The 12,961-nt window shown below is 40.3% G+C and carries 13 protein-coding genes and 1 pseudogene; 9 read left to right on the forward strand and 5 right to left on the reverse strand.

The genetic code is table 11. The features are described from left to right. Positions 1 to 24 precede the first annotated feature (24 nt). From C2M30_RS01490 to C2M30_RS01500, 3 genes and pseudogenes are all read right to left on the reverse strand, one after another. A complete protein-coding gene (locus C2M30_RS01490) occupies positions 25 to 453 on the reverse strand; it encodes a secondary thiamine-phosphate synthase enzyme YjbQ (protein WP_105170426.1) in 429 nt (142 codons plus the stop codon). A 2-nt stretch (positions 454 to 455) separates the two neighbouring features. Then, a pseudogene (locus C2M30_RS01495) lies at positions 456 to 922 on the reverse strand (chemotaxis protein CheX). Between the two features lie 84 nt (positions 923 to 1,006). Then, positions 1,007 to 1,438, reverse strand: coding sequence for a transcriptional repressor (locus tag C2M30_RS01500; protein ID WP_010561939.1), 432 nt, complete (start codon positions 1,436 to 1,438; stop codon positions 1,007 to 1,009). Between the two features lie 151 nt (positions 1,439 to 1,589). On the opposite strand from C2M30_RS01500, the gene dusA reads away from it, so the two are divergent. From dusA to C2M30_RS01530, 7 genes are all read left to right on the forward strand, one after another. Continuing rightward, on the forward strand, positions 1,590 to 2,552 hold the full coding sequence (dusA, locus tag C2M30_RS01505) for a tRNA dihydrouridine(20/20a) synthase DusA (protein ID WP_267894175.1): 963 nt from the start codon (positions 1,590 to 1,592) through the stop codon (positions 2,550 to 2,552). 198 nt (positions 2,553 to 2,750) lie between these two features. Continuing rightward, positions 2,751 to 2,912 (forward strand): hypothetical protein, encoded by a 162-nt coding sequence (locus C2M30_RS21445; protein WP_157813504.1) that lies wholly within the window; start codon positions 2,751 to 2,753, stop codon positions 2,910 to 2,912. 633 nt (positions 2,913 to 3,545) lie between these two features. Further along, positions 3,546 to 4,214, forward strand: coding sequence for a phage shock protein PspA (pspA, locus tag C2M30_RS01510; protein WP_105170428.1), 669 nt, complete (start codon positions 3,546 to 3,548; stop codon positions 4,212 to 4,214). An 8-nt stretch (positions 4,215 to 4,222) separates the two neighbouring features. Next, positions 4,223 to 4,429, forward strand: a complete 207-nt coding sequence (locus C2M30_RS01515; protein WP_010561936.1) for a PspC domain-containing protein — start codon at positions 4,223 to 4,225, stop codon at positions 4,427 to 4,429. Between the two features lie 120 nt (positions 4,430 to 4,549). Continuing rightward, positions 4,550 to 5,011, forward strand: a complete 462-nt coding sequence (locus C2M30_RS01520) for a copper chaperone PCu(A)C (RefSeq protein ID WP_105170429.1) — start codon at positions 4,550 to 4,552, stop codon at positions 5,009 to 5,011. Between the two features lie 8 nt (positions 5,012 to 5,019). Further along, positions 5,020 to 6,003: a DUF2333 family protein gene (locus tag C2M30_RS01525; protein ID WP_105170430.1), complete on the forward strand. Its 984-nt coding sequence runs from the start codon at positions 5,020 to 5,022 to the stop codon at positions 6,001 to 6,003. 4 nt (positions 6,004 to 6,007) lie between these two features. Further along, the gene (locus C2M30_RS01530; RefSeq protein WP_010561933.1) at positions 6,008 to 6,772 is read left to right on the forward strand and encodes a TIGR04219 family outer membrane beta-barrel protein; all 765 of its coding nucleotides are present in this window, start codon (positions 6,008 to 6,010) and stop codon (positions 6,770 to 6,772) included. Positions 6,773 to 6,850: 78 nt separating this feature from the next. On the opposite strand, the gene C2M30_RS01535 is transcribed toward C2M30_RS01530, so the two are convergent. Next, the gene (locus C2M30_RS01535; protein ID WP_105170431.1) at positions 6,851 to 7,732 is read right to left on the reverse strand and encodes a TIGR03899 family protein; all 882 of its coding nucleotides are present in this window, start codon (positions 7,730 to 7,732) and stop codon (positions 6,851 to 6,853) included. After that, positions 7,722 to 8,255 (reverse strand): hypothetical protein, encoded by a 534-nt coding sequence (locus C2M30_RS01540; protein WP_010561931.1) that lies wholly within the window; start codon positions 8,253 to 8,255, stop codon positions 7,722 to 7,724. Before C2M30_RS01540 ends, C2M30_RS01535 begins: the two co-directional genes overlap by 11 nt. 210 nt (positions 8,256 to 8,465) lie before the next feature. Here C2M30_RS01540 and C2M30_RS01545 point away from each other — a divergent pair, with 210 nt between their 5' ends. Together C2M30_RS01545 and C2M30_RS01550 are read left to right on the forward strand one after the other, a co-directional pair. Beyond that, on the forward strand, positions 8,466 to 10,652 hold the full coding sequence (locus C2M30_RS01545) for a bifunctional diguanylate cyclase/phosphodiesterase (RefSeq protein ID WP_010561930.1): 2,187 nt from the start codon (positions 8,466 to 8,468) through the stop codon (positions 10,650 to 10,652). A gap of 62 nt (positions 10,653 to 10,714) precedes the next feature. Next, a complete protein-coding gene (locus C2M30_RS01550) occupies positions 10,715 to 12,931 on the forward strand; it encodes a YgiQ family radical SAM protein (protein ID WP_105170432.1) in 2,217 nt (738 codons plus the stop codon). The last annotated feature ends 30 nt before the right edge of the window (positions 12,932 to 12,961 follow it).

Consider the following 12,961-nt stretch of genomic DNA (forward strand, 5'->3'; position numbering starts at 1 on the left):
TTATTTTGCAGCTAAGTGCGAGGTTTAGAATACTTCGCCCTGTATTGTAGCGACTAAGGTGCGAGCACCTCCGTAATCTCTGTGTTCACCAAGATAAATACCTTGCCACGTGCCCATATTAAGTTGACCATTAGCAATGGGAATTGAGATACTTGAACCCAGAGTGCTTGCCTTAATGTGCGCTGGCATATCATCATCACCTTCGTAATCATGCTGATAGTAACTTTGACCTTGCGGTACAAACTTATTGAAATGAGTTTCCATATCAATACGCACGGTTGGATCGGCGTTTTCGTTAATCGTTAAACTAGCAGATGTGTGCTGTATAAATAGGTGCAGTATGCCAATACGATAATTGCTCAGTTCAGCAAGATGATGAGTAATTTCAGCGTCTATTAAATGAAAACCTCGCGCACGAGGTTTTAATCGAAAGCTTTTTTGTTGCCAACTCATAATTATAGTTTGTCGAAACAAACCTCAATATGTGCTGCACCGAAATCCGATGTAAACGGCATAATAAGTTTAGGGCCTTCACACTTATGAGTGATAGTGTGGTCTTTACCTGATACAACAACGGGCGTTGCCATATCAAATTCGTAGCCCTTGTCGCCTAGTAAGTTTTTAGCACCACCGGCAACCATATTGGTAATTTCACCAACCATGTCGGTGACTTCTTCGTTTATTTTCTCAGGGCGTTCACCGAGCATGCGTTCCATAATGGTCATGGCGAGTTCGCCATCAAATGTGATAGACAAAGAACCTTTAGTTTGTGGGCCAACCATGCCGATTAAGCCTGATACATCGCCAACAGCTACTTCTGTTTTCTTTATTTTGGGCTTGCCCGGCGATAGATCAGTTTGTGCCATCGTTGATAACACATTGAGCAAAGAAGAAATAAATGGGTTTATAATTCTACATTCATGTTTTAGTCCGGTTCCGTTTTTTAGGCGTATATCATCTATAATTCAAGAATGAAGTTGCGATTTTTGCAAACTAATTCTGATATTTATTGACACTTAGCGCAAATACCACGCGCTTCAATTGTTTGAGTTACAACTTTAAAACCCAAATCTGTCGCTTGGTTGTTCAGCTCGTGCGCAATTGCGTGAGAATGAAGCTCTTCAACATGGCCGCATTTTTCGCAAATGAGTAACTGAACTGGATGAGTATGTTCAAAATGATGGCACAGCATAAATGCATTAGTGCTTTCAATTTTGTGAATAAAGCCCATTTCGGCTAAGAAATCGAGCGCTCTATAGATTGTAGCAGGTTTTGCATTAGGCTCAGTTTGCTTTAATTGCTCTAGCAAATCATAAGCGCCAACACCTGATTGAGTGCCAGCCAATAAGCGAAAAACTTTCTCGCGAATTGTCGTAAAGCGAACCCCTTTGTCGTTGCAAACGACTTTTGCTTTTTCTGTTAATGCTTCAACTGTCATAAAATTGTTCCTCGATATCAAAGTCATCTTACCACAATCAATTTAACTATTTGTAGTTAAGTCTTTAAGCAAATCCCTCTTTTGTGAATATAAATTGAGCAAAGACAAAAAATCGAGTAGAATCGCGACCCCATATTTACTGAGGTGTAGCGTGAATAGACGTTTTTCTGTAGCCCCAATGCTGGATTGGACGGATAGGCATTGTCGTACTTTCCATCGACAATTAACAAAGCATTCAGTGTTATACACTGAGATGATTACAACTGGTGCAATTATCTTTGGCAAAGGTGATTACTTACATTTTGGCCAACATGAACAACCAGTGGCATTGCAATTGGGTGGTTCCGATCCGAAAGCATTAGCAGAATGCGCAAAACGTGCAGACCAATATGGTTATCAAGAGATTAATTTAAACGTCGGCTGCCCATCTGATCGAGTGCAAAATGGCCGTTTTGGTGCCTGTTTAATGGCCGAACCTCAGTTGGTGGCTGAATGTATTTCGGCGATGAAAGCTGAAACAGACGTTCCTGTTACTGTTAAAACGCGTATTGGAATCGACGAGCAAGACTCTTACGAGTTCTTAACTGCATTAATTGATGCTAATTATAATGTGGGTTGTCGAGATTTTATAATCCATGCACGTAAAGCGTGGTTACAAGGTTTAAGCCCGAAAGAAAATCGTGAAATTCCGCCGCTCGATTATGAGCGTGTTTACCAACTTAAGCGTGATTTTAGTGATTGTCATATTTCACTAAACGGTGGCATAAAAACCATTGATGAATGTTTAACACACTTACAGCATATTGATGGTGTAATGGTTGGACGTGAAGCATATGCAAATCCATATATGCTGGCTGAAGTTGATAAGTTAATTTATGGTGATGAGCAAAGTGCCATGTTGACTCGGCACCAAGTGGTGCGCAATATGTTTGATTATATAGAATCAGAAATGACACAAGGTGCAAACTTTTGGCATGTTGTAAGGCATATGCTGGGTATTTTCCAAGGTCAGCCAGGAGCACGTTCATACCGTCGTCATCTTTCTGAAAATGGTCATAAGAAAGATGCTCAAATTTCATTACTGGAAGAAGCGCTGGCGTTTGTTCCTGAGTAATATCCCGAAATAGGGAAACCCCAATTCCGTATTTGGGAAAATTAAAAGCTAAATATTGGTTAAATTAACCAGTGTTTGGCTTTTTTTTTATTTATTAGACTAGTGCTTTTTGTTATTTTCTTTTAAATCAAATGGTTATGTTTTTGGCATGCTCTTTGTTATGTATTACGTACGATTCTTAATATTTAACCGAACGTTATGTTAGCAAAAATAGTTACTACAGCGTTGTTACTGATCAGTTTACTTCTGCAATCTGTACTTGCAACGCAAGCAGAGCAACAAGCGCAGCTTGAGCAGGTGTGTGAGCAAGTACCGAGTGTGGCTAACTTATTGCAATTGAAGTGTGAAAAAGGAGCTTAAAATGTTGGACTTACTTGATTTATTTAGCCTGTTTTTATTACCAGTTGTTAGTTTATTAGTGACAGTGGGTGTGTGGCACGGATTTATTGGGCAGCGTGGTCAAACTTTTTTTAAATAATTAATCTGCAGCTTTACTTCATATTTAAGCTCGTAATCTTTTTTAATCCTTAATCTGCGAATTTCACCCCTTTTGGGGTTGCTGTAATACGTTTGGAATTACACCTGACGTTTTAGCCATTACATATACCTTCTTTATAAGCTTGTTTGCAATTAATTCCGTTGTTGATGTATTCAATAGCGTTATCAATAGCGCGTTATTTACTTAGTTCCGGTCGTAACCTTTAATTAATTGTTATCGTAAAACATTGACTTGTGTTCTTTTTAATTTGACTCACTACTTAGCGCTAGCTTTAAAATCACGCGCTTAAATCTTCGTAAAATGCTAGCTAAATAAAATTTTAATTATTGGTTAATTTAACCAATATTGTGGTTAATTTAACTACCTTACAACTTTTTATAAATCCAACTTAACTATAACTTATTGTATTTATTGGTTTTGTTTGTTTTGGCACAATGATTGGAATAACAGAATACACAAGAGAAAAAATAGACGAATATCAACAGGAGAGAGTTATGGGCATTTTTACTCGATTAACCGACATTATCCAAGCGAACGTATCAGCAGCCTTAGACCGTGCTGAAGATCCAGAAAAACTAGTGCGTCTAATGGTACAAGAAATGGAAGAAGCGCTAGTAGAGTTACGCACTACATCGGCAAGCTTGATAGCTGAAAAGAAAACACTGCAGCGCAAGTTAACCAAACAGCAATCATCAGCAGACTATTGGCATGCTCAAGCTGAAAAAGCGTTGCAAAAAGAGCGTGAAGATCTTGCTAAAGCAGCACTTGCTGAGAAGCAAAAAGCAAATAAAGAAATCGATTCGATTCAACCAGAAATTGACCGGATTGATGAAGTGCTAAATAAAGTTGCGCAAGACAGTAATTCATTGCATCAAAAACTAACGCAAGCGAAGGGTAAACTAAAAGAGTACCAAATTCGCTCGCAGTCAGCAGAAGTTAGAGTGAAAGCTAAATCACAGCTTCATAGTGAGCAAATTGATCGGGCGCTAGAGCGTTTTAACGAAATCGAATACAAAGTGGACCGCATTGAAGCACAAATAGAGTCTTACGAAGTAACTCAGAGTTCGAGCCTTAAAACGCAGTTTGACGAGTTAGAAAAAGACGACGAACTAGATGAAGAGCTAGCGGCATTGAAAGCACAAGTTGCTAAAAAAGCAGCGTAGGAGGGGTTATGAAATCTCATATACATAACGGCAGTTTTTACAAAGACAGACTAAACAAAAAAGTGTCGGGCGTGTGCGCAGGTCTTGCTCTTGGTAATAGTTTACCAATCTGGAGCGTAAGATTAGCCGCAGTGGCAGCGTTGTTGGTTTTTCCTGTCGCAACTTTGCTCGCTTATTTTGTTGCAGCAACAGTACTGCCAGCACGTTATTATTAATTTTTTACTTAGGGGAGCTGGGCCTAACCGCTCCCCTAAAATTTACAATAATTAATAATTTTCAGGTACTTTTTGCATCTTCCTCTGTAGTATACTGAATCAAAGCATGGAGGGATTTTGATGTTTAAGCGCTATCTATTAATTATTATTTCAGTTTTTTCTTTTTCACTTGCAGCTAACCAAATTACAGTATCTGACTTTACTGTTCGCGAGTTTATTCCCGGAGCGCCATCAAGCGTTGGATATTTTCAGCTTGCTAATCACACGAACCAAGATCAAGTGCTTACTTCAGTAAGCATTGAAAAATTGGGTCGTGTTGAGATCCATAATCATGTGCAGAAAAATGGCATGATGAGTATGGTTAAACTAGAAAAATTGGCCATCGATGCACATTCTACAGCGATGTTTCAATCAGGTGGTTTGCACCTTATGCTGTTTTCACCTAAATCTAAATTAATTAAAGGTGAATCGCTAAGTGCTACATTTAATTTTGCATCTGGTTTAACGGTAAACGGTAAAGCGACGGTTGTTGGCATTAATGAAAGCGTTGAGAATGCGCATCAGCATCACCACCATCACTAGGAGGGGATATGCAACATAAAGGTAAAATTGCAGCTGCGGTTGCATTTGTTTTCTTATTTTTTTATCTAATCGCGGTTTATTGGAGTATTGAACCCGATATATTTAACGTTCAAGAACGCGCTGAGAATGCGGCTAAACAAGAACAGCAGCAAGTGGTTACTGGTTACGTTACTACAACTGCTGTAATTGAAGTTGCCAGCACATTGTTAAATAAGCCAGGTGGTTATTTAACTAACGATGTAATGCCACCGTCAGTAATGATGGATAACATGCCGTCATGGGAATTTGGCGTGTTGGAAATGACCCGTGATATCACGTTGGCAATGCGTAAAGATTTTAGTCGCTCTCAGTCTCAATCAACGGAACACCCTGAGCTTAAAGCTGCACAGCCGCAGTTTAATATCAATTCAACCGCGTGGATTTTACCAAGTGCGGAAGATGAGTATCAAAAGGGCATAGATGCATTAATTCGTTACCGTAAAGATATCGCAAACCCAGTAGATTCTAGCGCGCAATTTTATGCGCGAGCTGACAATTTACGTGCATACCTAAAAGAGGTTGAAAAGCGTTTAGGTAGTTTAAGCATGCGTTTAAGCAGTAGCGTAGGGCAAGATAAAATTAACACTGATCTTGCCGGCGATACAGCTGCGCGTCGCGCAAGTTATGCGCCATCACACCAATTGGTTAAAACGCCTTGGTTAGAAATCGATAATGTATTATATGAAGCGCGCGGTGCGAGTTGGGCGCTGTTACATTTTTTTGCGGCCATTGAAACCGACTTTGCCGATGTGTTAGAAAAGAAAAATGCACGTGTTAGCGTTAAGCAAATTATGCGCGAATTGGAAGCAACACAAGAAACTGTTTGGAGCCCAATGGTGTTAAACGGCAGTGGCTTTGGCTTTGTCGCAAATCACTCATTGGTAATGGCAAATTATTTATCGCGTGCGAATGCCGCGATTATTGAATTATCAGAATTACTCTCTCAGGGATAACTTAATGAAAAAAATGATGTTTGGTGCAGCACTAATTGCTGCCGCAATGGTACCACAGGCGAAAGCAGACACTTTGTTAGGCCTGTATGTTGGTGGTGATTATTGGGCTGCACAAACCGATGGTGCGCTAGGTACGTCGAGCGATATGCAAAGCTTCAATTTTGAAGATAAAGAATACGGCAGTTACTATGCAGCGCTTGAGCACCCAATCCCGTTAGTACCAAATGTAAAATTAAAATATACCCAATTAGAGTTAGCAGCCGATGCCAATTTAAATACCTCGTTTGGCTTTGGTGATAAAGTATTTAAAGTTAACTCAACAGTTACAGGCGACAGTGATTTAAGCCATGTTGATTACGTACTTTACTACGAAATCTTCGACAACGACTTGGTGTCGATTGATTTAGGTTTATCTGCTAAACAGTTTGATGGCTATGTAGCGGTTAAAGGCGATCAACAAGGTTCAAACTTTGGTGAAGAGTCGGTTGATTTTAATGGTTTTATTCCTATGGCTTATGGTGCGGTGCAGTTTGGTTTACCGTTTACTGGATTAAGCGCATTTGCCGAAGGCCAGCTATTAGCAATTGGTGATAGCAAAATTCAAGATTATCAAATCGGTGTTGCGTGGGAGTTTATCGATAATATGGCGGTGGATGTTGCTGTTAAAGCTGGTTACCGTGCAATGTTACTTGAACTAGATGACGTTGATGATATTTACACAGATATCGACGTTGATGGTGTATTTGCGGGCTTGCAAATTCACTTCTAATAGAATACCCGCATCTGAATTTGGTTTACGCTAGTAAACAGCTGGGTTTTCCAAGCTCATACTATAGTTTTGCCAGCATTAACTGTTGGCAAAACTCACATCAAAGCTCTTATCTAATGCTTTTTTCAGGCACTCTAAATATTGATTACTAAGTTTATTACTGGTTAATCGCGCTAGCGAGAACCCTGTTTGGGTAAATTTATAGTACGTTAAAATACTGCCTTGACGTTTAGCTGTTAGGGTTAAGGTGCCGTTGGCAAAGCTTAATGTTTGGCTTTCATCTCGTTCAAATGCTTTAGATTCAATCTCTTGCTGATAAATTAACTCAATGTCGATAAGTGTTAAAATATCGGGATAATTGAGTCCGGCGCTACTTAAGTTCACGTAGTTTTTTTTATGCGGATTTAAAAAATTAAGCAAACTTGGCGCAAGGTAGCTGCCGGTAATTATTTGGTGAAACCCATCACTGGCCGATTTACCCGCACACCCTGTTGCTAATTGTAATACGTCAGCTTCTTTTGGTGTGATGTGTTTAAGCGTGATCAAACTCTTATACGAAAATGATCCCGGATTAATAACTTCACCAGCAAGTACTTTCGCCCATAGCTTTTGAATATTGCTATTACTGGTATCTTCGGCCAGCTCTAAAAAGCGCTCAATCCAATCATGATCCGGCTCACCCTGTGAGGTCACTGGCGGGCAGTAATGTTGCGCTAAACCAAGAATCGATTCAATATTTGTCTGTTTTCGAACAAGTGCAAGCTTACGGCGTTTTTGTGCGCGTTGCAGCGTGCTTTCGGTGCTATTGTAATTTGGTAGAGGGTTAAGGGTTTTAGAAACACTGTCTTGCTCAAGGCGCTTTGATGCTTGCTCTGCGTTTACTTTATTGTGTTCTACACCCACTTTGCTTTTAATTATCTTTGCAAGGTGTTGTTGTGCCGTAATCGGTTTAATTGGCATCTTGTTGTTCCATCTTTTGACTTTTGCAAAGCGAGTTTAAATTTCGTAACCCTAAATCAATCGCGTCCTGCATTTTATATTTATGGTATTGCGTTAATAAACTACCCACTAGCGGGGTGTTAATGCCACCTTCAATTGCCCAACTTATTTGTAATTTATTGGCAAATGGCTTGGCAACAAAGTGACCAATATTAGTATGGTGGTCAATAATACTGGTGTAGGAAATGCTGTTATTACTAATCGCAGTTACCGTCATTTCACCAATGCGCTCGCCGCTTTGCCACTTTAAATAGGCGCCAATCTTATTACTGTTAGCAAGCTCTAATTCTTGCCATGTTTTTTCGTACGTTGCCCACGGTGTCCACAAGTGCCAATTAGCTAAATCCAACACCCAGCTTTGAAATTGCGGTTGCTGACAATGGCTCGTTATGGTTTTTTCAATGGTATAGCGATTTGGCAGTAAAGCGCTGGTTATTGCAATTACCAAAACTATGCTAAACAAGGTGCGAATTAAGTACCGCATTTGGCTCCGTATTTTCAGAAAACACTATAGTTATCATAGTATTTTTAAACATTCTAATTAATAGTCTATACTAGGTAAGTGGCTGATGCTAACGTTGCTTTAGCGCTATGTTTTGCTCACCAAAGTTTAAGTGGCAAATTACCGGATAACAAAAAAAATAATTGTGACCAGAGAAAGAGTTCAAAGGTCTTGTGACGACGTAGAGGTTTCATGACACAACCTGCCGAAGAACAGTTTTTATTCTTGAATGAAGATGATAACGAAACCCCCGAGCAGTACTCTGGTTTTTGGGATGTTTTGATAGTAGATGACGAGCCTGAAGTGCACTCCGTTACACAGCTGGCGCTGTCAGGTTTATCGTTTTGGAATAAACAACTCAGATTTCATCACGCTTACAGTGGTGAAGAAGCAGTTAAAAAACTAACTGAAATCCCCAATATTTCAGTGGTTTTGCTCGACGTGGTAATGGAAACCGACGACGCCGGATTAGTAACGGTTAAACGCATTCGCGAAGAGTTAAACAATTCACAATTACGAATTATTTTACGTACGGGTCAACCGGGTTATGCACCGGAAGAAAATATTATTCGTGAATATGATATTAATGACTACAAAACAAAAACCGAACTGACACGCGCCAAACTGGTAACCTCTCTTGTAACTGCACTTCGTTCTTATCAACAATTATGCGAGCTATCAGAGCATAATACTGGCCTTGAAAAAGTACTTGATGCGGCCAAATCGATTAACGGCCTTGAAGATTTAACGGCCTTTGCTTCACAAGTTATTGAGCAGATCGCTAAGTTGTTAGATGGTTCTGGTGACGGTGTGATTGTGAGTGCTGAGGGTGGACGTTCCGCAGTTCTTGGTGGCAGTGCTGAATACAAAGGAGCTGTTTGGCAAGGTATAGAACAAATAGATAACAGCCGAGCACTTGGCGTATTACAACAAACGTTAGCAAATAAAACCCATCAAATTGACGAGCATGACAGCTGCTTTTTTGTTGAAGATGACAAATCTCAGTTTGCTATTTATCTCGAAACCAAAGAAATGGTGCATGAGCAGCAGATTAAGCTTATTGAAATCTTTTTGCAGAATGTGTCATCCGCTTTTAAAAATGTCAGAATGCTCAGTGAGCTGCGTGATGCAGCTTATAAAGATAAACTAACCAAGCTACCAAATCGTAACGATTTTATAAATCAAATTGGTCGTTTTTACTCAGATAGTAATAACGATTTCTCTCTTTATTTTATTGATATAGCTGATTTTTCATCAATTAATAATGGTTTAGGGCAAGATGTTGGTGATTTACTATTACAAGCGGTAGCAACGCGAATTCAGGAAGATGTAATTGGTATCCGTTATTTTGCGCGCATTGGCGCGGATGTATTTGCTGCATTAGTTGAGTCTGACAAAGTGACGCCTGAGTCACTCAATCATATATTGTCTTTGCCTTTTCATGCTGGTGAACATTTATTGCCGGTTAACTTTCACTTGGGCGTCTGTGAGCAGCAGTACTTCTATAAAGATGGAAAACAAACACTCAAGTCGTGTTATATCGCACTTAATTTAGGTAAAAAACACTTAAGATTTAACTACGAATATTATCTGCCTGAAATGGAAGAGAAAATGGCGTGGCAGCTTGGGGTGTTAAAAGAACTGCGTCATGATTTTAGCGAACATAAATTGGCAGTGTGGTATCAACCGCAAATTTGTTTAGCAACACGTGAAGTAATTGGCTGTGAAGCATTATTAAGATGGCCAAACGAGCAGGGCAGTTTTATTTCTCCGGCGATTTTTGTGCCCTTAGCTGAGCAATCAGGGTTAATTTTACCAATTGGTCAATGGGTTTTGGAGCAAGCTTGTATAACGCAAAAGCAGTTATTAGAACTTGGTTTTGATATGCGTATTGCAGTGAATGTTTCAGTGCCGCAATTTCGTGATCCTCAATTTGTTAGTAAAGTAAAAGACACGTTAGCAGATCACCAAATAAACCCTCAGAAAATTGAGCTAGAAGTAACTGAAAGCATTGTGATGGATGAACCTGAAATTGTGATTGAAGCACTAACTGAGCTAAAAGAGCATGGTTTAGAAATTGCGATTGATGACTTTGGCACAGGGTTTTCGTCATTGTCATACCTTAAAAAACTGCCGCTTAACCGCATTAAAATAGACAGGGCCTTTGTAAAAGACATTCCTGAAGACAGTGGTGCCATTGCTGAGTTAATTGTATCACTGGGTAAAAAGCTTGGTTTAAACACCATTGCTGAAGGGATCGAAAATGAAGATCAGGCGAGTTGTTTGCGCCTTATGGGCTGCGAAGAGGCACAGGGCTTTATGTTTGCAAAGCCAATGCCGTATGAAGAACTCAAACAATTTTTGCTGGCTAAAAAATAAACACTAGAGGCTGGCGGTAAACTCAGCTATAATTTGCGGCCATTTTATTCTAGGGGCATTTTATGGCTGCTTTATCAGCAGAGCGTAGTCTTTTTTCATATCCAAAATATTGGGCCGAGTGTTATGGTCCATCGCCTTTTTTACCAACCAGCAGAGAAGAAATGGATGCCCTTGGTTGGGATTCGTGTGACATTATTATTGTAACGGGTGATGCCTATGTTGATCACCCAAGCTTTGGCATGGCAGTAATTGGTCGTGTGCTTGAAGCGCAGGGCTTTCGTGTCGGTATTATTTCACAGCCAGACTGGTCATCAAAAGATGCCTTTATGTCACTCGGAAAACCAAATTTATTTTACGGTGTAACCGCAGGTAATATGGACTCGATGATCAACCGTTATACCGCAGAAAAGCGTTTACGCCATGATGATGCATATACTGCCGGTAATGTTGGTGGTAAACGCCCTGATCGTGCGGTGATTGTATATAGCCAGCGTTGTAAAGAAGCTTATAAAGATGTGCCGGTGGTTATCGGTGGCATTGAAGCAAGTTTACGCCGTATTGCCCATTTTGATTATTGGTCTGAAAAGGTGCGTCGCAGTGTTATTTTTGACGCCAAAGCGGATATTTTAATTTACGGTAATGCAGAAAGGCCTTTAGTTGAAGTGGCACACGGTATTGCTGCGGGTAAAACCATGGATGAAATGCATGACATTCGTGGTACTGCGGTTATTCGTAAAGAGCCATTGCCTGGTTGGCGCGGTTCAGACTCCACTGCCATTGACAAAATCGGCAAGATAGACCCAATTCCAAACCCTTATGGTGCAGATGACGTAGGTTGTAGCAAATCAGAGTTTAAACAAGCGGGTATTGAACTAGGCGCTGAAGCTAAGCCTATTACCATTCAGCCGCCGCGTTTAAAGCCGTGGGAAAAAGTGTATGTAAAACTGCCAGCTTATGAGCAGGTAAGTGTAAATAAACCTCTGTATGCACATGCGTCACGTATTTTACACCAAGAAACTAACCCAGGTTGTGCCCGCGCACTTTTCCAGCGTCATGGTGATCGTTCGGTTTGGGTGAACCCACCGGCATTTCCACTTGAAACACAAGAGATGGATGATGTATTTGGTTTACCGTATCAGCGTGTGCCTCACCCAAGCTATGGTGATGAGAAAATTCCAGCCTACGATATGATCAAAACTTCGGTCAATATTATGCGAGGCTGTTTTGGTGGCTGTTCATTCTGTTCAATTACAGAGCATGAAGGGCGTATTATTCAAAGCCGTTCAGAGCAATCAATTATTGATGAAATTGAACAAATTCGTGACAAAGTACCAGGTTTTACAGGTGTTATTTCTGATCTTGGCGGCCCAACAGCCAATATGTACAAATTGCGCTGTAAAAGTAAAAAAGCAGAAAGCACTTGTCGTCGTTTATCGTGTGTTTTCCCCGATATTTGTAAGCATATGGATACTGACCAAACGCCAACGGTAAACTTGTATCGCAAAGCGCGTGAAGTTGAAGGTGTGAAGAAGGTGTTAATTGCATCAGGTGTGCGTTATGACTTGGCCATTGAAGATCCTAACTATGTTAAAGAGTTAGTGACACATCATGTTGGCGGTTACTTAAAAATCGCTCCAGAACATACCGAAAATGGCCCATTATCTAAAATGATGAAACCGGGCATGGGCACCTATGATCGCTTTAAAGAGCTTTTCGAAAAGTACTCAAAAGAAGCGGGTAAAAAACAGTATTTAATACCGTATTTTATCTCTGCCCACCCAGGTACAACAGATTTGGATATGGTCAATATGGCATTGTGGTTGAAGCGCCATGATTTCAAATTAGATCAAGTGCAAAATTTTTACCCGTCGCCAATGGCAAATGCCACTACCATTTACCATACTGAGATGAATTCGCTTAAGAACATTAAGAACAATACGGAAGTCGTTAGTGTGCCAAAAGGCGCGCGTCAGCGTCGCTTGCATAAAGCGATTCTGCGCTATCACGATCCTGCCGGTTGGCCAATGATCCGTGAAGCATTAAAGAAAATGGGCAAAGCGAACCTTATTGGTAATGGCCCAAATTGTTTAGTGCCTGCAGAATCAAGAAATGAGCAACGTAAGTCTGGTCAGAGTAAAGGTGGTAGGCCTGCACTGTCTCGCCATACGGGTTTTGGTCAGTTTAATAAAGCAAATACAAAGCCTAAGGTGGGTGGCAATAAGTCACGAGGTGGTAAATCTGCAAACTTTAGTAAGAGCAGAAAAAAAGCCAGCTCGTAAGAGTTGGCTTTTGAATGTTACTTTACTCAA

Source organism: Pseudoalteromonas sp. T1lg24 (genome assembly GCF_002964745.1).
Classification (GTDB): domain Bacteria; phylum Pseudomonadota; class Gammaproteobacteria; order Enterobacterales; family Alteromonadaceae; genus Pseudoalteromonas; species Pseudoalteromonas spongiae.

Bases quoted from the DNA above. Each gene is read 5' to 3' on its own strand.
- C2M30_RS01490 (WP_105170426.1), bottom strand. From the start codon at position 453: ATGAGTTGGCAACAAAAAAGCTTTCGATTAAAACCTCGTGCGCGAGGT.
- C2M30_RS01550 (WP_105170432.1), top strand. From the start codon at position 10,715: ATGGCTGCTTTATCAGCAGAGCGTAGTCTTTTTTCATATCCAAAATAT.
- C2M30_RS01545 (WP_010561930.1), top strand. From the start codon at position 8,466: ATGACACAACCTGCCGAAGAACAGTTTTTATTCTTGAATGAAGATGAT.
- C2M30_RS01525 (WP_105170430.1), top strand. From the start codon at position 5,020: ATGCAACATAAAGGTAAAATTGCAGCTGCGGTTGCATTTGTTTTCTTA.
- C2M30_RS01515 (WP_010561936.1), top strand. From the start codon at position 4,223: ATGAAATCTCATATACATAACGGCAGTTTTTACAAAGACAGACTAAAC.
- pspA (WP_105170428.1), top strand. From the start codon at position 3,546: ATGGGCATTTTTACTCGATTAACCGACATTATCCAAGCGAACGTATCA.
- C2M30_RS01535 (WP_105170431.1), bottom strand. From the start codon at position 7,732: ATGCCAATTAAACCGATTACGGCACAACAACACCTTGCAAAGATAATT.
- C2M30_RS01500 (WP_010561939.1), bottom strand. From the start codon at position 1,438: ATGACAGTTGAAGCATTAACAGAAAAAGCAAAAGTCGTTTGCAACGAC.
- C2M30_RS01520 (WP_105170429.1), top strand. From the start codon at position 4,550: ATGTTTAAGCGCTATCTATTAATTATTATTTCAGTTTTTTCTTTTTCA.
- C2M30_RS01540 (WP_010561931.1), bottom strand. From the start codon at position 8,255: ATGCGGTACTTAATTCGCACCTTGTTTAGCATAGTTTTGGTAATTGCA.
- C2M30_RS21445 (WP_157813504.1), top strand. From the start codon at position 2,751: ATGTTAGCAAAAATAGTTACTACAGCGTTGTTACTGATCAGTTTACTT.
- C2M30_RS01530 (WP_010561933.1), top strand. From the start codon at position 6,008: ATGAAAAAAATGATGTTTGGTGCAGCACTAATTGCTGCCGCAATGGTA.